Source organism: Nostoc sphaeroides (genome assembly GCF_003443655.1).
In the GTDB taxonomy this organism is placed as follows: Bacteria; Cyanobacteriota; Cyanobacteriia; order Cyanobacteriales; family Nostocaceae; genus Nostoc; species Nostoc sphaeroides.
In genome coordinates, this window is the sequence record NZ_CP031941.1 from 1,372,825 (window position 1) to 1,389,945 (window position 17,121).

Below are 17,121 nucleotides of genomic sequence, written 5' to 3' on the forward strand. Positions count from 1 at the left end.
TGGACTTGCTTACGTAATACTTTTAAACTCCAGTTAACAGTAATAATACGATACACTAATATAGTAGTTTTTGTGACAATCATGAAAAAGCTATCAAATACGCTAAAACATTATCTCTGCAAGGGATTCTCTGTAATTGGATTTGTGTATTGTGTTGGTGGCGTGGCTTCACCTGCAACAGCCGCTCTTGCCACGTTCGATAGTTTTACAGAAGGTTTTGTTACACCAGTACTGACGGATGGAGGGATCACATTCTCGGATTTGGATCAACGTCTATCGGGTTCAACTCCTACCTTTAGTATAGAAAGAGCTGACGAATCGCTCACATCGCCTTTCTCTCCACCAAATATTCTCACGGTTGGTGGCTATGCTCCTGGGCCTGGTGCCAGTTTTGGACGATTTGGTTCTGCTACTATAAGCACAGGAGAATTAGCATCGGTTGCGAGTTTAGACATCTTCAACTTGCAGTTTCCTGCAACTGATAATATTCTGACGCTGGAAGCATACTTGGATGGAACACTTGTTGGTAGTAATTCAGTGAATTTCGACAAAACTGATGATATAGGTATACTTTATCGCCAGCTTTCTATATCAGATGTTAGCTTTGATAAACTTCGACTTGTAGCATCTGGATCTGAAGACGAGGGAGTTTTATTTATTAGCATTGATAACGTCCGCATTGATCAGACTGCCAGTGTACCCGAACCTTCCTCCGTATTAAGTTTATTAATGTTTGGGATTTCAGGTGTAGTTTTCATGCTCAAGCGTCAGCCGAAATCACTCAGTAGCATTAATATTGCAAGTATCAAATAGAGACATAGCAATCCGATTTGATTTTTGAAATTATTTCCGTAGGCAGAAAAACGCGATTAATCGCCTCTGTACTGGAGAATAGGAAATCAGCCCTTTCGAGTTGAGGGCAAGTTTTTTCAAGAATCAAATAGGAGTCCTATATGAGGGTTGGTGTCACCTGGGGAAAAGTTGTAAGCTGTTCGTCATCTAGTTTTACAGGGCAATCTAAAGCAGCAAACGGTTTCAAGCCCTAAATTATCAAATTTAGATGCGCGTCAGCTTACTACTTTGCCTAAAAGAGAAGTTTCTAGTGTGTGGCTTAAACGCCAGAAAGCTCAAAATTCAAACATGCGTGACTTTTGACTTTTGCCAAGCGATACTAGGGTTTTTTGAGGAATCTGTATTTAAAAATATTCTCAACGACTGCCATATTTTCTTCCCACCGTCTGCCTTATTGTTTTTCAGCAGTGTAAGTATAAAATTGATCGAAAGCTCCCACCGTCTCAAATTTGTAAGAAGGTATCCAAGAGTTGATCTTTAAATCTGTACGGTAAATGCTAAAAATAAGATAATTTTGTCTTTCTGTAGTCCTGGCAATAATTTCTTGGATTTGCGGGTTAGCCGAGTCAACTAACTTATCACAATTAAAATGAATTAAATTTTCTATAATATTGGTAGTTTTTTTGCATACATCGCTTTTTAAGTATTCTGTCAGCCGTTGCACTGCATATTCTTCATACTCAACCTGACTGGGATTAGTCTTCGCCATTGCCACACCCAAGGCGGCGAGTCCTGCTGCTGCTCCAGTATATGCAATGATCGTTAAGGGTTTCATATTTGCCAAAAATTCATTATAATTGCTTAGATTCCAGAGACTCTAAATCAACTGAGTCCGTTCCTTGAATAAAAACTCTTGATCGCTTGGCAAATTATTGCTATAATTCAAATTGTTGAATGGCGAGCGTAGCCAAGTGGTTAAGGCAGTGGTTTGTGGTACCACCATTCGTGGGTTCAATTCCCATCGTTCGCCCTACATAATTTAATAGCGATCCATAAGTTCCTATATAAGATGGGTGGTGGTTTTGAAGGTTCATAACCATTACTTTAGCAAGGATCTGCCATATACATTCGACTAAAAAATCAAGACGAAGATTTGATAAGGGACTTCCAAGTAAAAAAATATTCCATTGCTATTGTTCACTGTTGACCGTTGACGGTTCACGAGTTTTCAGTCAACAGTCAACAGTCATCAGTCAACGACTTTAAGTGGAATAATTTATTTTTTGGAGTTCCCTAAATGAATATTCCAATCATACTAAACTCCTTATAAATTCTGAATTCTGACTCCTGGCTGCTGAATTCTTACTTGAGCTACTACACAATTAAACGCTTATGACAGCAAGCAATATTAGGCAGCAAATTTTAGAGCATATTGAAACATTACCCGGAGAACAGGTGAAAACTCTCCTGTTAACATGGCTCACTGATACATCTGCTTCCTTAGAAGATTTTGAGCGCTTACTAACAAATCAAGCTACTCAAACCACAGAAGAATCATTTGAGTCCGGTGAGATAGACGCAGCATTAAATTTTCAACCTCTTACTGAAGCCGAAATGCTTCATAACAGCAAAACAGCGCTCGAAGCCTATCGGCGCAAAGGTTCAGGAGTAGCGATTGGCTGAATCACTGCTGAGTTACATTGCTCTTACTAATTCTCTGTGGCTGTTCCCTAACCGTGAAGGGGATGAACCAATTACTAGCCGTTGGGCTGACGCGATTTTACGTAAAGCTGTTGATAGAGCCGGTTTAGTGGTTAAGGGTATCAGCACCCACAGCACCCGCCGGACTTTTATAACTAAGCTGCACCGCAACGGAACGGATTTGTACACAATCAAGCAGATTACCGGACACCAAGATTTCAAATCTCTAGAACGGTATATGGAAATTGACAGCGATCGCGTCAAGGGAGCTATCAACGCTCTATGAACGCCAAACTCCTATTCCTGCAAATTGAGATATTCTTCGAGCGCTTGCAACGGGGGGAATATGACCATCCCCTGTATTTGGCTATGGCATTGGAGAATCTTGCTTCTCAGGCGTGGGATGAGGTTGACCAAATTTACCCCGATCTGTGACAAATCACATTATGCAAGGCATTGCTAGACTCGCCTGATAAAACTCAATTGGATTGTGCGATCGCAGTATTAAAGCCCGTGCATAGTGGCACTTAAACCCCGCTATGCACGGACTATAACCGCCTTATGCACAGACTAACACCGTGCATCATACCCTTATGCAATGACTATGGAAACACTAGAAACCACCTATAACGGCAATAAAGCAGCACCAAAGACCGAAGATAAGCCCAAAAACTCGAAACAGAAACGACACTTACCAGTTAGAGCGACTGAGGAGGCAGTTCGGGGGATAAAACCAAATTGCGATCGCGCTTTTGGGAGGAACGCGATCGCTTTATCGATTCCCACACTTCAGTGGACAAGTAAAAAATATCACATAATCATGGCAATTAAAAACATTACTTACCAACGGGTACTAAATCTGGGGAATTACGAATCCAAGCGTCTAGAACTGTCTGAAGAAGTCTTTGAAGGGGACGACGTAGAAGAGTCAATTTCCCGCGTCATGGAGATGGTAGAGCGAAAAATTAGGGAGGATGCAGCGATAAAGTTCGAGCAAGAAATCAGACAACGGAAAAAAGAACTGCGTGAACTAGTCCTCGGTTTCGGTTTGTCTGCTCACGGATAAGCCCGAAGACCCACGTCAATTTTATTACGAATGTCCGTTTTTGAAATTGAGCGCTGATGCAAAACGTATTGCCGTAAAGCCAAAGTTGTAGGCGGATCTGATTTGTGTCGCAAGTCTTTGTGGCAGTGGGTTTTTACGAGAATCGAACCGCGATCGTCGCGTCTCAAAAATGATATTGGTAAAATCTTGGGTAAGTTAACCCCAGCCCTTTAGGGCGGGGCTTTGTAGTAGCCCTGAGCTATCTATATTGAGAGAACAACATAGACATCTCGAACCTCCGGGCAAACTTACAGATTGCCCCAATAAAGAAATCACTTTCGCACCATTCAAATCAGCGTCACCATGCCAACCACAATTACCACATTTGAAACGTTTATCAGACCTCAATCCAATGTGCAAACATTGGTGGCAGGTAAGGCTAGTGTAGGCCTTCAATGTCGCCTCTATTTTGACAATTTGTTCAGATGTAGGGTTAAGCTTGCAAACCAATGTCAGCACTTGTTCCATACAATCAATTGTATCACATGTGAAGAATATTTTTTGAAAGGCGTTTAAATTCGCCTACCCCTTGCCCCCACGGATGAATCCGGGGGCTTCCACGGGGCGAGGTGTCTGGTGAACAGTTAGACCCTGAAAAATTGGCGGGTCGTCCGGTAAAGCTGGTTAGAAATCGGATTGCAGCCAAAGGAGCAAGGTTACTGTTTAGAGAACTGATTCAAGTCCACAATAAATTGTTAGAGTGAAGTACAAGTTGTGCTAAATAAAAAGTATTTTTTAGGGATTTCTAGGAAACTAGTAAATAACTATATAATGAAAAACTTTCAGGAGGAGCGGTAGTGAGCCTACAAACTCTCGTTGACCAAGCCACCATCCCGCCAGATTCAGGGTCAGCATCTAGTCTCTTTGATACAGATAGCTTTAATGAAGCTGTCATGTCTACCTACGGCCGGTTTCCCTTAGCCCTAGACCGGGGTGCTGGATGCCGGGTTTGGGATACGCAGGGGCGGGAATATCTGGACTTTGTGGCGGGAATTGCTACTTGTACTTTGGGACACGCCCACCCAGTTATGGTAGAAGCGGTGACACGCCAAATCCAGAAGCTGCACCATGTCTCTAATTTGTACTACATTCCTGAGCAAGGTGAATTGGCAAAATGGCTCGTTGATCATTCCTGTGCCGATCGCGTATTTTTCTGCAATTCTGGTGCTGAAGCTAACGAAGCCGCAATTAAACTGGCGCGTAAATATGCTCACACAGTATTAGAAATTGACAAACCGATTATTTTAACCGCCAATGCCAGCTTCCACGGACGGACTTTGGCAACAATTACCGCTACGGGACAAGCGAAGTATCAAAAATATTTTGATCCCTTAGTACCTGGTTTCCACTACGTAAATTACAACGATATTAACGCTGTGGAAGTGGCGATTAGCGAGTTGGATGAAGGCGATTATCGGGTAGCGGCAATTCTGATTGAGCCATTGCAGGGAGAAGGCGGTGTGCGTCCGGGAGATGTTGCCTATTTCAAAAAGCTTCGGCAAATTTGCGACGAAACTGGCATTTTATTGATTTTTGATGAAGTGCAAGTTGGTATGGGGCGCAGTGGCAAATTATGGGCTTACGAACATCTCGGCGTTGAACCAGATATTTTCGCCAGTGCCAAAGGCTTAGGTGGCGGTATCCCCATTGGTGCAATGATGAGCAAGAAATTCTGTGATGTTTTTCAACCAGGGGAACACGCCAGCACCTTTGGTGGAAATCCTTTTGTGTGTGGTGTAGCACTCAGTGTTTGCCAGACATTGGAACGGGAAAATATTTTGCAGAATGTGCAAGACAGGGGTGAACAATTGCGATCTGGATTGAAGGCGATCGCAGCGAAATATCCTCAGCAGGTTGGCGAAATCCGGGGTTGGGGTTTAATCAACGGTTTGGAGTTGCGAGCCGATATTCAATTAACCGCAGCAGATATCGTCAATGCTGCCATCAAGGAAGGTGTATTACTTGTACCAGCCGGGCCAAAAGTAGTCCGATTTGTGCCACCGCTAATTGTCACAGAAGCAGAAGTAAACACTGCTTTAGAAGCTGTAGATAAGGCGATCGCAACTCTCACAGCTTAAGGTAATCAAAAAGCGAGGATAAGTCTTTGTGCCTATCTCTCGCTTTTTCTGATTTTTAGATTAATTTTCAATAAAAGTATTGATTTTTTGCTCTATTTATGTGTTGAGTAGAGATCGGCGAAAATAAATCTACCATTTCATTACATCCAGAAAGCCCAAAATTAAAGCATTTTGACTTTTGACTTGCGGTGGTGTAAATAAGTAGGCGAGAATAAATCAAACTAAGTTAAGTAATGTAAAAAATATTGAAATTAGTTCGTAGTGGGGACTTTAGTCCTTATTTGAGGACTAAAGTCCTCTCTTCGAGACGCTGCGCGTAGCTTGCTTCCCCGCAGGGGTACATTACGAACATGCAAATTATTTACGCCGCTCTACTTATCACTATCACAGCGTTCTCTTCAATCTGGGGAAATTTCTCGATAGGCTTGCCGACACTGTTCATAATTGTCTGGCAAAATCTCGGCATTACCAAAACATAATTGCTCATGAGTGGTAATTAAAGTTTCATAAGGCTGTATGGGAGTCACAGACGATCGCAGCAATTGCAGATATTCTCCATCAGTGCGGCTGAGTTTGTGGGGTGCGAGTGCGTTTTGATGTAACTGCTGTAACATAGCTAAATAGAGACAACGGCAAGCTTCACGGTAGTTACCTTGACGGTAAAATTGTTGCGATCGCTCCAACAAAAGGGCAGTGGATGCCTCACTAGAGGGAGCTTTTACACGAAAATCAGTGATATTGCCACTTCTATTCAGCCAAGAATATATATAAGGACTAAATTCTCGCCATAATCGCCAACCCACCCAAGCGATAAATAAACCTACTACCAGCCAAAACAGGAATTTCAGGAATTCAGCAAGCCTTGGGCTAATCGACCATCCACTAGGCAATTCGGGTATTGCACGTTCAAAGCGGTAAAACTGGTATTCCCACCATTCTCCCACTTGTTGTTGAAATTGAGAAAGCTGCCAACTCCAGCTAGTTTTTTCAAAAGTATCTGTCATAGGGGGGAGTGGGGAGTGGGGAGTGGGGAGTGGGGAGTGGGGAGTGGGGGAGCAGGGGGAGCAGGGGAGGCAGGGGAGGCAGGGGAAGAATAACTATGATATTGCCCAATGCCCAATGCCCCATGCCCAATGCCCAATGACTAATGACTAATGACTAATGGCTCTTGACTCTTGACTTTTTTATCATTATCCAGCCGATGACAATAAGTAGCACACCGAATGCAAGAAATCCTAGATCCCAAGTTAACTCATTTGGGCCTGGTTTTACATGATGGATACCGAGAATTTGATGGTCAATTAAACCTTCAACGAAGTCGAACAACCCAGTACCAATCAATATTGACCCAATAAAGGTCTGTGATGACCAAGGAACATCTTCACGCCCTCCGGCACGCCATAGCAAGACAACTCCTACCACGGTGAATACCCAATTAAAGGTATGAAAAAACCCATCCCATACCATGTTCAAATCTATATTCGCCATGTTTGTCAGAGGTCGAATATTACTGAGCATGTGATGCCACTGGAGGATCTGATGCAGTAAAATTCCATCTATAAACCCTCCAATACCTACACCAAGGAAAATTCCAGCAGTAATTATTGGTGCGCGTCGGTTGAGGGTTTCACTTTTCGCCTCCATTGTCAACCTCATAGATAGGCTTTATTCACCAAAATATAACTCTTTTGGGAGAAATATCTCTATCTTGAGGCAAGTACGATCAGTGAACTTTATTTAATTAATTTTCAGATTTAATCTGCATACCCGCTTTCACTGGGTCGAAATCTTGAGGAAAATGAGTGCTGCGATCGTAGTCTGCTTTTTCTAAATTCGCTCTTTTGAGATCGGCTTGGCGAAGATTCGCTGACATCAATAATGCTCCCCTCAAATCGGCATCCTTCAGATTAGCTTGACCCAGATCGGCAAAACTCAGATCAGTTCCCCTCAAATTTGCGCCACTCAGGTTAGCTTCACTCAAGTCAGCATAACTAAGATCAGAACCTTTCAAGTTAATGCCTTGTAAATCAGCATTACCCAGTTCTGCTTTACTAAAGTCCCGTTTTCCTGCTGCATAACTCTCCACAAGAGTAGTGGCACTATTTATGGGCTGTTGAGAATTGACTTCAGGCATATAACAGCCTCACAGATTGTTACTTTTATAGTTGCTAATTATATAGACAAATATCTAATTGACATCCTCCCCACCCTACTTCGTTGAGGGTGGGGATTCCAAAGATCGCTCTCTGGGTTTCCTCTTTCCACGAGTTGACTTGCTTGAAGGAGTTTCCTCACTCAAGTATTGGTCAGTCTCTCCAGAGGCGTTAGTTCCGACGTGACCCGCCGTACTCAATCCTTTTTCTAATATGTTCCGCGCTGCGTTCCAATCCCTGTCTTGGGTATGCCCACAATGAGGACAAACATGAGTTCTGGTTAAGAACGTCTTTTTGACAACCTCGCCACAGTTAGAGCAATTCTGACTGGTGTAGTGAGGTGGAACGGCAACCGTGACCACACCAAACACCTTACCGAAATACTCAACCCAATCACGAAACAACGACCACGAAGCATCACTAATAGACTTAGCCAAGGGGTGATTTTTCACCATATTCCGCACCATCAAATCTTCATACGCCACAAGGTCGTTAGACCTCACCACGCACCTTGCTGTCTTAACGGCAAAGTCTTTACGCTGGCGACTTACTTTGAGGTGTTTCCGTGCAAGTTTATTTCTAAACTTAATTCTGTTTTGAGAACCTTTTTTAGTCTTAGACATCCGGCGTTGCAACCGCCTCAAAGACTTCTCACTCTTGCGAAGATGTCTAGGATTGGGGACTGTCTCTCCGTTACTATCGGTGTAGAAATGGTTCAGTCCAACATCAATACCAATAGTTTTTCCTGTTGGTTCTCGTCTTTCAACTCGCTCTTGGTCAATGCAAAATTGGCAATAATAGCCATCTGCACGACGTACAACCCGCACCCTTTTAAACTGTTTAAGCTGGTAGAAATGCAGGTCACGAGTTCCCCAGAGTTTAAAGGTTCCTGCCTTAAATCCATCCGAGAAAGTGATATACCTGCGGTCATCAGAAAGTTTCCATCCACAGGTTTTGTACTCAACAGAACCATGCGTTTGTTCTTTCTTAAACTTTGGAAATCCCTTTTTCCCTGGTTTACCTTTTTTGCAGTTATCAAAGAACCGAGCGATTGCAGACCACGCCCTTTCAGCACTGGCTTGTCTTGCCATTGAGTTCAGCTTGTCAACCCAAGGAAACTCAATACTGGCTGCAAGTACAGCGCAAAATTTATTTAGGTCATAGCGTCCAATGCCCTTATTGTCCATCCAGTATCTCAGGCAGCTATTACGCACAAAACGAGCAGTACGAATCGCTTCATCAAGCGCTCGATACTGCTCGTTTTGTCCTTCAAGTTTTGCCTCAAATACGATCATTTATGTCTATTCTTGCTACATAAATAGTAGATCATGATTGTCAAAAACTCAACTACCTTCTTCCCTAATTTCGCTTACGCTCAATTTTGGTCAGAAGGTGTTTCGTTTTTGACCGCTTTACATCCACGAACTACGAAGCGTTGAGGCAGGGGTATTACAGCGATTTGATAAAAAACATAGCCTTAGGACTTACGCACTTTACAAAAAAACCATCTTGTGTGTTAACCTAAATACCTTGTTCCAGGCTTTTGGAGGTTGCTTTTGATTGCTGGCGTAGGCGCAGCCCGCCGCAGGCATCGCCAAAATATGATTGAAAAACCTAGATAGAAGCCTTGAAAGCTCTACCTGTTGTTTTTGCTTTTATGTCAATGGGTAAGTCCTAAGCCTGTCTATTTCTGGGTAATTTTTGTGTGATTTTTTTATGATATGTCTCTCAACTAATTGCATTCTTCTTTCTCCTGAAGACACCTGGTAATACTAAATGTAATACATGAGTTCCTTTTGCTTTCGCATTGATCTTCGTTCGCAAAGGTCTTGCAGTGTATATTTTTCTAAAACTGAGTTAGCAGCCTGACGCGCTTCCTGCCAGACTTCCTGAATTAGCTCACCTTCTACCGTGTTGGGAGTCGGTTCAGGATTAGAGACTACGATATCTGATCCTTCCATGCAGCTAAAAGCATCTAACACTGTAATCTTTCCGGGATCTCGTGCTAGAACATAGCCACCTTTGGCTCCGCGTATACTTTTAATTAAACCTCCACGCCTTAATGTGGCCAGAAGTTGTTCCAAATAGCGGTTTGGTATGTCTTGTAATGCCGCTATCTCCCGAATTTGCAGGGCTTCACCGTTAGAGTAGCAGCTTGCCAACTCTAACAGGGCTAGAAGTGCGTATTCTGATTTGTTAGAGATTACCACAGGCGTAATATTTTAAACTCATGCTTAAATATACAAAGTATTTCAGTTGCTTTCCCTAAGCTACTGTTAACAAAAACTTTACAATTAGCTTATTATCGACCGGCTAACCTTAGTTTAAAGATTTTTTAGCATAGAAGCAATTATATTTTATTTTTAATTCAATAAATAAAAGTGATTGATTTTTTATCAAGTCTTCTAAAGTCCAAATTGACTTAAAAGCTGTGCAAGCCGCTATATATTCAAATTTCTCGAAAATGGCAGAGTTACGGTAAAGGTAGTTCCTGCACCGATCGCACTTTCGACAGAAATTTCGCCGCCATGTAAATCTACAGCCTGCTTGACGATGGACATCCCTAGTACAGCATGGCGGAAATAAACCCACCATTACAAACCCTGAAAAAATCAACCTTTGCAGTCTTTGAAAATGGTAGGCGTATTTACGCCGACTTGTACTAGTCCCATTCCTGGGATATTACTTGCATTACTAGCGCGATGGAAGGGTTCAAAGATGTGTTTAATTTCATCTGGGGGAATGCCAATCATCAATCAACCTCCTTAGTTTGTCTTGTAGCTAAACATTGCTCAGGTAGCGGTGAACGAATTGAATAGTAATCGAACCTTCTCCGACACCGGATGCTACCCGCTTAATTGACCCAAAGCGCACATCTCCGGCTGCAAATATTCCAGGGACGTTAGATTCTAGTAAGAAAGGAGAGCGTTCTAAAGGCCAACCTTGAGGAGATTTGCCATTATGCATTAAGTCGGGGCCTGTGAGGATGAACCCCTGAGCATCGCGTTGAATAACACCATCGAGCCAATCAGTTTTGGGGCTAGCACCGATGAAGATAAAAAGCGATGTCTACGACGGGCTACGCCTACGCGCCAGCACAGTTTCAGTTTGTCCAGTTTTGGCATGGGCAATTACAATTTCTTCAAGATGTTCATCTCCCTTCACTTCCACGACGCTGCAGCTACTGCAAACTTTGATATTTGCAGTAGCTGCAATTTGGTCAATCAAATATTGCGACATACTTGATGAAAGTGACTCACCCCGCACCAACATAATCACTTTGCTGGCATACTTAGAAAAGTGCATTGCTGCCTGTCCGGCAGAATTTGCCCCGCCTACCAAGTAAACCTCTTCATTGCTACAGGCGATCGCTTCTGTCATGGCAGCACCGTAATAAATTCCTGCCCCTGTAAGCTTCTCGGCTCCTGGGACATTTAGCCAACGGTAGGAAACACCCGTTGCAAGGGAACTCCAAAAAATAAATTATTCCACATTAAAGTCGTTGACTGTTGACTGTTGACTGTTGACTGTTGACTGAAAACTCGTGAACCGTCAACGGTCAACAGTGAACAATAGCAATGGAATATTTTTTTACTTGGAAGTCCCCAACTAAAAGTGCATGGCAACTAATCTCGCTGCTGTCCCCTAATTGCAGAACCCGATAAGGATCTTGCAGCTTAACTTTGGTTACTACTTGAGGAGTGAGAATTTCTACCCCAAATCGCCGTGCCTGGGTGACTCCCCGCCTGGCTAAATCGCTGCCGCTCAAGCCAACAGGAAACCCCAGATAGTTCTCAATGCGTGAACTCGTGCCTGCTTGTCCGCCCGGAGCCTCACGCTCAATTAAGACTGTACTTAATACTACTCGGTTAAGCATTTTGAACTCAGAATTTGGTTTGGGGAAAAGGTTACTGGGGTTGGGTTAAAGGTTTTTTCTTTCCCTTTTCCCCTTCCCCTTTTCCCCTTAACCGAGAAGTATTGAGACTGTACTCAATCCCTCAGAAGGGCCATACTGATGCCGCAAGTCTCGTGACACCGCTTGTAAGACTTCTGGATCATCATCTACGGTTAAAATTGCTGGTTTTACCATAACTACTGTTACTTAATAATTGCAGTGCCTAGTCTTTTGTTCAAAAACTTGTCGTCAAAATATTTACTGTTCAACTAGCGGGACTTAAACGAAAATTAAGCCCAAAATGAAGAAACATTGGTGATAAAATATTCGATATCGGTGGCTGGTGAAAAAGTCGCTGCATTCATGACGATGGCAATATTTCGCTTTCCCTTCAATTGTGATATGGCATGGCGGCGGGAGTTGTCTCTTTCATGGGAGCTTACTTTGAGGTGAAAGCTAGGCTGAAAAAGAATTATACCCCTTTTTACTCCTCTTGTTTGTCTAAATCCCATTAAGATAGATTCAAGTTCACAGGAGCAGCATCTTCTGAACATGGGTTTAGATTTTGGAAAAACCCTTTGTTCTTCACATCGGGTTATAAGCGTATGTTTTCTGAAGTTAAAAAATGTCTCGTTTTAGCCGTACCTTTAGCAGCAGCACAACTGGCTCAATCTGCAACTGGTTTTGTGGATACGGTGATGATGGGCTGGTTGGGAAGTCAGACTATTGCATCTGGAGCTTTGGGAGTTACTATCTTTAGTTTTTTTCTGTTGATTGTTACTGCTATCGTTTCTGCTGTCAGTCCGTTAGCTGCCCAAGCATACGGAGCCGGAAATAGAGAGAAAGTTGGCACAATTGTCCGCCTGGGACTAGGGATATCTCTGGTACTAGGAATACCAATTACATTGCTGCTTTACAATGGAGGTGCTTTACTACATCTACTAGGGCAGGATGCTAAGACAGTAGCACTATCAGAGATTTATTTAAGGGCGATCGCATTTGGTTTTATTCCTGCTTTAGGCTTTGCAGTACTTAAAAGCTTTCTTTCTGCTCTATTCCAACCAAAATTAGTGATGGTGACTGTGGTTTTGGGTACTCTACTCAACATCACAGCTAACTATGTGCTGATGTTTGGCAAACTGGGATTTCCGGCGCTGGGTTTAGCTGGTATCGCTTGGGCAAGCACACTCTCACTTTGGAGTATGTTTATTGCTTTGACAGTTTATATATGTAATCAGCCTCGCTTTGCAGTTTATAATATTTTTCGACCTTTATCTAAAAAAGCTTTTCCCCTAGAACATCGCCGGATCATTGGCGAGATTTTTCAGGTTGGATTGCCCATTGGGGGGCTGATTGCAGTCGAAGGGGGACTGTTCACCGTTGTTACTTTCATAATAGGACAATTAGGAACAAGTGCCCTGGCTGCCCATCAAATTGCTTTACAAACAATTTCGATATCAATCCAGCTTGCACTAGGCATTTCTCTAGCGACAACAGTACGTGTTGGGCAGTTAGTTGGACAGAATGACCTGCTTGCTACTCGTCTGGCTGGATATGTAGGTATTGCCATTGCAGCTCTATTTATGGGTGTAATAGGCATTACATTTTGGTTAGTGCCAAAGTCGATTATTTCTCTTTATATTGACATTAACGATCCAAACAATGCAGATGTAGTTGCCCTTGCAGTGAAATTGCTGGGAGTGGCAGCGATTTTTCAAATAGTTGACGGTGTGCAAGTTACTGCGGGGGGAGCATTACGCGGATTAAAAGATACTCGAATTCCTATGTTAATTGGTATTTTCGCTTATTGGTGTGTTGGCTTATTGACTGGTTATACTTTCGGAATCTCGTCGGGGTATGGAGCTATTGGTCTTTGGTGGGGACTGGCTATGGGTTTAGCGATCGCTGCAATAATCATGACTTGGCGGTTTAGCAACAAAACAACTAACCACGGATAAACAAAGTTTTAATTAACTAGGGGTAAAAATTATGGTTAATTATCACCGCAAAACTTTATGATTCTTGAGGCAGTTATTCTTAATGTTAAACCTGGTCTAGAATCAGATTTTGAAACTACTTTCAAAAAAGCTTCTAAATTAATTTCCTCAATGGACGGATATTTATCACATGAATTGCATAAATGTATAGAAGTCCAAAGTAAATACTTATTACTTGTCAGATGGGAAACTTTAGAATCTCATACTGTCGGATTTAGAAATTCTGCTGAGTATCAAGAGTGGAAAAAACTTCTACATCATTTTTATGAGCCATTTCCCACTGTTGAACACTTTGAAGAAATTGAAATATGAAAAACAAGATCCCCGACTTCTCAAAGAAGTCGGGGATCTGCGATTGTATCACTCTACTCGTTGCAACTGCGCTACTCTTGGGTCAACAATTTTCTGTCCCAAACTGGCAAATTTAATTGCTACAGACATCTTACTACCGGTTCCGAAAACATGAGTGATTTCACCAAGTCCAAAAGTTTTATGTAATACTCTATCGCCTACTTGCCAATTCTGTGTTAAGTCTTGTTTATCATTAGAAGTAGAGGCACTTTTGGTATAACTTTGACGACTCAAACGTTTAGTAGTTAATAGCTCTTCTGGTAATTCGTCGAGAAATTGCGATCGCATGGCGGGTTCACGAGAACCATACAAACGCCGTTCCCGCGCATGTGATAAATACAACCTTTCTTGGGCGCGAGTAATTCCCACATAACACAAGCGGCGTTCCTCTTCTAAAGATGCGGGATCACTCAGCGATCGGTAGCCGGGAAATAGACCTTGTTCTAATCCCACTAGAAATACTACGGGAAATTCCAAACCTTTGGAAGCGTGCAAAGTCATCAAAGAAACGGACGTTTGCCCTTCTTTTAAGTTATCCAAATCGGAACTGAGGGCGGCGCTACTCAAAAAGTCTCGTAGGGAAACCTCTTCGTTTTCTTCTTGAAATTGCAGCGCGGCGTTGTAAAGTTCCTGGACGTTTTGTACCCGATCTGTGGCTTCATCTGTGCCTTGACTCATCAAGTCTTGAACGTAACCAGAATCTTCTAATATTCCTTGCAAAACCTCAGTTACGGGAAGCGTGGCGATTTGTGCTTGCCAACGGCTGATCATTGCGGCAAAGTTATTTACAGCTTTTGTCGCCCTTCCAGCTAATGTATTAACTGATGTTTCGTCGCTGAGGATTTCCCACAGGGTTGTCCCTAATTGTTGGGAGGCGTTCATCAAAGCATCAATAGTGGTTTTGCCAACTCCCCGGCGGGGAGTATTGATAACTCGTAATAAACTGACTGTATCAGCTGGGTTAGCGATCGCTCTTAAATACGCAATGACATCTTTAATTTCTTTGCGATCGTAAAATCTCATTCCTCCTACAACTGTGTAAGGAATTTGATATTTCACCAGCAATTCTTCAAAGGGTCGAGATTGGGCATTCGTCCGATAAAGTATGGCAAAACTACCCCAGTCTAACTCTGGATTTTGGTTTTTTAAAGTGCTAATTTGATTAATCACAAATGCCGCTTCTGCGAGTTCTTCATCGGCTTTGTGACAAGTAATTTGCTCACCCGGCCCCCGCGTCGCTTTCAGAATTTTATCAATCCGTTGGGTGTTATTTTCAATCAGTTCATTAGCTGCTTGCAGAATGTTTTCACAAGAACGATAGTTTTCTTCCAGCTTAACCATCGTTCGGGTGTCATCGTCTACTAAACCGTCGCCAAAGTCTTCCTGAAATCCTAATAAGATGGTGAAATCTGCCATCCGAAAGCTGTAAATTGATTGATCGGCATCGCCAACAACGAAAACTGAGCGATTTTGCCATTGCCATTCGCTCTTTCTGGTTTCGCCATTAGTAACCAATAAGTGGATGAGTTGATACTGAGTGCGGTTAGTATCCTGATATTCATCTACGAGGATATGGCAAAACTTGCGATGCCAGTAACCTAAAACTTGCTCATTTTGTTGAAATAATCTAGTTGGTACGAGAATCAGATCGTCAAAGTCGAGAGCGTTATTTTGTGCTAACTTATCTTGATATAAACTATAGACCTGAGCAATCACCCGTCCGCGATAATTGGGTTGTTCTTGCTCAAATTCTTGGGCGGATAAACCTTGGTTTTTAGCGTTACTAATAGCGTAGCGGACAGAGCGAGCGTCAAATTTTTTATCGTCTAAATTTAGCTCTTTATTAACGATTTCTTTGATCAGACTGATAACATCTGATTCATCAAAGATAGAAAAATTACGATTCCAACGCCGTCCTTTTTCGTCTACGTATTTTTCAATATCAAAACGGAGAATCCGAGAAAATAGACTGTGGAAAGTGCCACACCACAAATCTTTGATAGTGTTTTTGTAAACTTGCGATCGCAGTAGTGTTTGTTGGTATTCTGTCAACAAATCAAACTTTTGACCGTGTTGTTTCATCGCCAGTTGTTCAGCAAACAGGCGTTGAATCCGGTCTTTCATCTCCCGCGCGGCTTTGTTGGTAAAAGTAACCGCCAGGATATTTTCTGGATCAACACGGTGTTTCAGAATCAGATTGGCAATGCGATAAGTCAGCGCCCGTGTTTTACCGGAACCTGCGCCAGCAACGACTAGCAACGGCCCGCAGTAATGTTCAACAGCTTGACGTTGGCTGGGGTTAAGGTGACTGAGAAAGTCGAGGGTTGTAGTCATGGATGTGAAAAAGCGATTGCCTGGTGTCACATCAATAGAGAGTTGCTATTGCCCAGGTTACAATATCCTAACGAAACTTGGTCAACAAAGATTGTGTGGCAATATTCTTAACCAGAATGGTACTCTATCATGATTTATGTAGAAGCAAGAGAAAGCTATGCTGTCAGTCAAAGGCACATTCCAAAACGGTGTGGTTCATCCTAATGAACCAATTGAAGGGCATGAGGGGCAGTCAGTGATAATTGTGTTTGTCGAAGAAAACCGCACACCTGAGCCAGCAATGCCAGAAGACTCAGATTGGGATAAACTGAGGCAGTTGATTAAAAACTGTGCAGTTGATACAGATATTGGTCATTTTGAGCAAGCAGGATTTACAAAACTGTTGTAAATCAAAAAATATTGGGATTTAAGCAAGGTTTTTGTAGGAGCAATTCATGATTTGCCCCTACAATACGTTAATTTTTTATACGCTAAATACGTTGATAGCGAGTTCTCCCTACACTTTCTGTCGTAAGATCAGCGACGGGGAATCCAACATCAAAAAATGTTGGGCAAGCTCTCACTTTTTCTATTCTCAGCGCTGTTTAACACCTAATCAATAAGTATTGTCACAAATAGGACAATTCACTCCTTGAGTACCCAATTGACATGGGGTAGCGATACACAATACATCACGATTCAACCGTTAAGTTTTTAAAGATGAAAAATTTCTTTA

The 17,121-nt window shown here is 42.5% G+C and carries 22 protein-coding genes, 1 tRNA gene and 2 pseudogenes; 11 read left to right on the plus strand and 14 right to left on the minus strand.

What is annotated here, in order from left to right; translation table 11 throughout:
• Positions 1–81 precede the first annotated feature (81 nt).
• On the plus strand, positions 82–813 hold the full coding sequence (locus D1367_RS06380) for a PEP-CTERM sorting domain-containing protein (RefSeq protein WP_118164759.1): 732 nt from the start codon (positions 82–84) through the stop codon (positions 811–813).
• A gap of 430 nt (positions 814–1,243) precedes the next feature.
• On the opposite strand, the gene D1367_RS06385 is transcribed toward D1367_RS06380, so the two are convergent.
• The gene (locus D1367_RS06385) at positions 1,244–1,627 is read right to left on the minus strand and encodes a DUF4359 domain-containing protein (RefSeq protein ID WP_118164762.1); all 384 of its coding nucleotides are present in this window, start codon (positions 1,625–1,627) and stop codon (positions 1,244–1,246) included.
• Positions 1,628–1,749: 122 nt separating this feature from the next.
• On the opposite strand from D1367_RS06385, the gene D1367_RS06390 reads away from it, so the two are divergent.
• The 5 genes from D1367_RS06390 (at position 1,750) to D1367_RS30530 (ending at position 3,559) form a co-directional block, all read left to right on the plus strand.
• A tRNA-His gene (locus tag D1367_RS06390) sits at positions 1,750–1,822 on the plus strand.
• A gap of 362 nt (positions 1,823–2,184) precedes the next feature.
• On the plus strand, positions 2,185–2,475 hold the full coding sequence (locus D1367_RS06395) for a hypothetical protein (protein ID WP_118164766.1): 291 nt from the start codon (positions 2,185–2,187) through the stop codon (positions 2,473–2,475).
• Positions 2,468–2,779: a tyrosine-type recombinase/integrase gene (locus D1367_RS06400; protein ID WP_118164771.1), complete on the plus strand. Its 312-nt coding sequence runs from the start codon at positions 2,468–2,470 to the stop codon at positions 2,777–2,779. Before D1367_RS06395 ends, D1367_RS06400 begins: the two co-directional genes overlap by 8 nt.
• On the plus strand, positions 2,776–2,928 hold the full coding sequence (locus tag D1367_RS30525) for a hypothetical protein (protein ID WP_181985085.1): 153 nt from the start codon (positions 2,776–2,778) through the stop codon (positions 2,926–2,928). The genes D1367_RS06400 and D1367_RS30525 overlap by 4 nt, the downstream gene beginning before the upstream one ends.
• A gap of 169 nt (positions 2,929–3,097) precedes the next feature.
• Positions 3,098–3,559 (plus strand): hypothetical protein, encoded by a 462-nt coding sequence (locus D1367_RS30530; RefSeq protein ID WP_194198701.1) that lies wholly within the window; start codon positions 3,098–3,100, stop codon positions 3,557–3,559.
• A 195-nt stretch (positions 3,560–3,754) separates the two neighbouring features.
• On the opposite strand, the gene D1367_RS06405 is transcribed toward D1367_RS30530, so the two are convergent.
• A complete protein-coding gene (locus D1367_RS06405) occupies positions 3,755–4,066 on the minus strand; it encodes a zinc ribbon domain-containing protein (protein WP_225892330.1) in 312 nt (103 codons plus the stop codon).
• 101 nt (positions 4,067–4,167) lie between these two features.
• On the opposite strand from D1367_RS06405, the gene D1367_RS32680 reads away from it, so the two are divergent.
• The gene (locus tag D1367_RS32680; RefSeq protein WP_267255549.1) at positions 4,168–4,302 is read left to right on the plus strand and encodes a hypothetical protein; all 135 of its coding nucleotides are present in this window, start codon (positions 4,168–4,170) and stop codon (positions 4,300–4,302) included.
• Between the two features lie 93 nt (positions 4,303–4,395).
• Entirely contained in the window at positions 4,396–5,676 is a 1,281-nt protein-coding gene (locus D1367_RS06410) for an aspartate aminotransferase family protein (RefSeq protein ID WP_118164774.1), read from the plus strand.
• Positions 5,677–6,074: 398 nt separating this feature from the next.
• Here D1367_RS06410 and D1367_RS06415 read toward each other — a convergent pair whose 3' ends face one another.
• From D1367_RS06415 to D1367_RS32690, 11 genes and pseudogenes are all read right to left on the minus strand, one after another.
• Positions 6,075–6,680 carry a DUF4129 domain-containing protein gene (locus tag D1367_RS06415; protein WP_118164777.1) on the minus strand — a complete coding sequence of 202 codons (606 nt, stop codon included), beginning with the start codon at positions 6,678–6,680 and terminating at the stop codon, positions 6,075–6,077.
• 154 nt (positions 6,681–6,834) lie between these two features.
• Positions 6,835–7,320 carry a DUF2243 domain-containing protein gene (locus D1367_RS06420; protein WP_118171174.1) on the minus strand — a complete coding sequence of 162 codons (486 nt, stop codon included), beginning with the start codon at positions 7,318–7,320 and terminating at the stop codon, positions 6,835–6,837.
• A gap of 97 nt (positions 7,321–7,417) precedes the next feature.
• Complete coding sequence (locus tag D1367_RS06425; RefSeq protein ID WP_118164782.1) at positions 7,418–7,810, minus strand: Alr5209 family pentapeptide repeat protein; 393 nt, start codon at positions 7,808–7,810, stop codon at positions 7,418–7,420.
• A 75-nt stretch (positions 7,811–7,885) separates the two neighbouring features.
• Complete coding sequence (locus tag D1367_RS06430; protein ID WP_118164787.1) at positions 7,886–9,124, minus strand: RNA-guided endonuclease InsQ/TnpB family protein; 1,239 nt, start codon at positions 9,122–9,124, stop codon at positions 7,886–7,888.
• A gap of 477 nt (positions 9,125–9,601) precedes the next feature.
• Positions 9,602–10,039, minus strand: coding sequence for an RrF2 family transcriptional regulator (locus D1367_RS06435; protein ID WP_118164791.1), 438 nt, complete (start codon positions 10,037–10,039; stop codon positions 9,602–9,604).
• A gap of 231 nt (positions 10,040–10,270) precedes the next feature.
• On the minus strand, positions 10,271–10,390 hold the full coding sequence (locus D1367_RS32070) for an ATP-binding protein (protein WP_276469598.1): 120 nt from the start codon (positions 10,388–10,390) through the stop codon (positions 10,271–10,273).
• A 51-nt stretch (positions 10,391–10,441) separates the two neighbouring features.
• Positions 10,442–10,582, minus strand: a complete 141-nt coding sequence (locus D1367_RS32075) for a sensor histidine kinase (RefSeq protein ID WP_118164795.1) — start codon at positions 10,580–10,582, stop codon at positions 10,442–10,444.
• Between the two features lie 28 nt (positions 10,583–10,610).
• A pseudogene (locus D1367_RS06450) lies at positions 10,611–11,294 on the minus strand (NAD(P)/FAD-dependent oxidoreductase); the annotation flags it as partial.
• Complete coding sequence (locus D1367_RS32685) at positions 11,264–11,392, minus strand: hypothetical protein (protein ID WP_267255548.1); 129 nt, start codon at positions 11,390–11,392, stop codon at positions 11,264–11,266. The pseudogene D1367_RS06450 and the gene D1367_RS32685, both read right to left, overlap by 31 nt.
• A gap of 50 nt (positions 11,393–11,442) precedes the next feature.
• Positions 11,443–11,688: pseudogene (locus tag D1367_RS06455) on the minus strand (NAD(P)/FAD-dependent oxidoreductase); the annotation flags it as partial.
• 105 nt (positions 11,689–11,793) lie between these two features.
• Positions 11,794–11,919 (minus strand): hypothetical protein, encoded by a 126-nt coding sequence (locus D1367_RS32690; protein ID WP_267255547.1) that lies wholly within the window; start codon positions 11,917–11,919, stop codon positions 11,794–11,796.
• 410 nt (positions 11,920–12,329) lie between these two features.
• Between D1367_RS32690 and D1367_RS06465 the strand changes: the two genes are divergently transcribed.
• Both D1367_RS06465 and D1367_RS06470 read left to right on the plus strand, forming a co-directional pair.
• Entirely contained in the window at positions 12,330–13,682 is a 1,353-nt protein-coding gene (locus D1367_RS06465; RefSeq protein WP_118164803.1) for an MATE family efflux transporter, read from the plus strand.
• Positions 13,683–13,739: 57 nt separating this feature from the next.
• On the plus strand, positions 13,740–14,033 hold the full coding sequence (locus D1367_RS06470; protein WP_118164808.1) for an antibiotic biosynthesis monooxygenase family protein: 294 nt from the start codon (positions 13,740–13,742) through the stop codon (positions 14,031–14,033).
• Between the two features lie 48 nt (positions 14,034–14,081).
• Here D1367_RS06470 and pcrA read toward each other — a convergent pair whose 3' ends face one another.
• A complete protein-coding gene (gene pcrA / locus D1367_RS06475) occupies positions 14,082–16,406 on the minus strand; it encodes a DNA helicase PcrA (RefSeq protein ID WP_118164811.1) in 2,325 nt (774 codons plus the stop codon).
• 157 nt (positions 16,407–16,563) lie between these two features.
• On the opposite strand from pcrA, the gene D1367_RS06480 reads away from it, so the two are divergent.
• Entirely contained in the window at positions 16,564–16,794 is a 231-nt protein-coding gene (locus tag D1367_RS06480; RefSeq protein ID WP_118164816.1) for a hypothetical protein, read from the plus strand.
• Positions 16,795–17,121 lie beyond the last annotated feature (327 nt).

What these genes read in the sequence shown, in the direction of transcription:
- D1367_RS06380 (WP_118164759.1), top strand. Translation starts at nt 82, where the DNA reads ATGAAAAAGCTATCAAATACGCTAAAACATTATCTCTGCAAGGGATTC.
- D1367_RS06385 (WP_118164762.1), bottom strand. Translation starts at nt 1,627, where the DNA reads ATGAAACCCTTAACGATCATTGCATATACTGGAGCAGCAGCAGGACTC.
- D1367_RS06395 (WP_118164766.1), top strand. Translation starts at nt 2,185, where the DNA reads ATGACAGCAAGCAATATTAGGCAGCAAATTTTAGAGCATATTGAAACA.
- D1367_RS30525 (WP_181985085.1), top strand. Translation starts at nt 2,776, where the DNA reads ATGAACGCCAAACTCCTATTCCTGCAAATTGAGATATTCTTCGAGCGC.
- D1367_RS30530 (WP_194198701.1), top strand. Translation starts at nt 3,098, where the DNA reads ATGGAAACACTAGAAACCACCTATAACGGCAATAAAGCAGCACCAAAG.
- D1367_RS06405 (WP_225892330.1), bottom strand. Translation starts at nt 4,066, where the DNA reads ATGGAACAAGTGCTGACATTGGTTTGCAAGCTTAACCCTACATCTGAA.
- D1367_RS06415 (WP_118164777.1), bottom strand. Translation starts at nt 6,680, where the DNA reads ATGACAGATACTTTTGAAAAAACTAGCTGGAGTTGGCAGCTTTCTCAA.
- D1367_RS06420 (WP_118171174.1), bottom strand. Translation starts at nt 7,320, where the DNA reads ATGGAGGCGAAAAGTGAAACCCTCAACCGACGCGCACCAATAATTACT.
- D1367_RS06425 (WP_118164782.1), bottom strand. Translation starts at nt 7,810, where the DNA reads ATGCCTGAAGTCAATTCTCAACAGCCCATAAATAGTGCCACTACTCTT.
- D1367_RS06430 (WP_118164787.1), bottom strand. Translation starts at nt 9,124, where the DNA reads ATGATCGTATTTGAGGCAAAACTTGAAGGACAAAACGAGCAGTATCGA.
- D1367_RS32070 (WP_276469598.1), bottom strand. Translation starts at nt 10,390, where the DNA reads ATGTCCATCGTCAAGCAGGCTGTAGATTTACATGGCGGCGAAATTTCT.
- D1367_RS32075 (WP_118164795.1), bottom strand. Translation starts at nt 10,582, where the DNA reads ATGATTGGCATTCCCCCAGATGAAATTAAACACATCTTTGAACCCTTC.
- D1367_RS32690 (WP_267255547.1), bottom strand. Translation starts at nt 11,919, where the DNA reads ATGGTAAAACCAGCAATTTTAACCGTAGATGATGATCCAGAAGTCTTA.
- D1367_RS06465 (WP_118164803.1), top strand. Translation starts at nt 12,330, where the DNA reads ATGTTTTCTGAAGTTAAAAAATGTCTCGTTTTAGCCGTACCTTTAGCA.
- D1367_RS06470 (WP_118164808.1), top strand. Translation starts at nt 13,740, where the DNA reads ATGATTCTTGAGGCAGTTATTCTTAATGTTAAACCTGGTCTAGAATCA.
- pcrA (WP_118164811.1), bottom strand. Translation starts at nt 16,406, where the DNA reads ATGACTACAACCCTCGACTTTCTCAGTCACCTTAACCCCAGCCAACGT.
- D1367_RS06480 (WP_118164816.1), top strand. Translation starts at nt 16,564, where the DNA reads ATGCTGTCAGTCAAAGGCACATTCCAAAACGGTGTGGTTCATCCTAAT.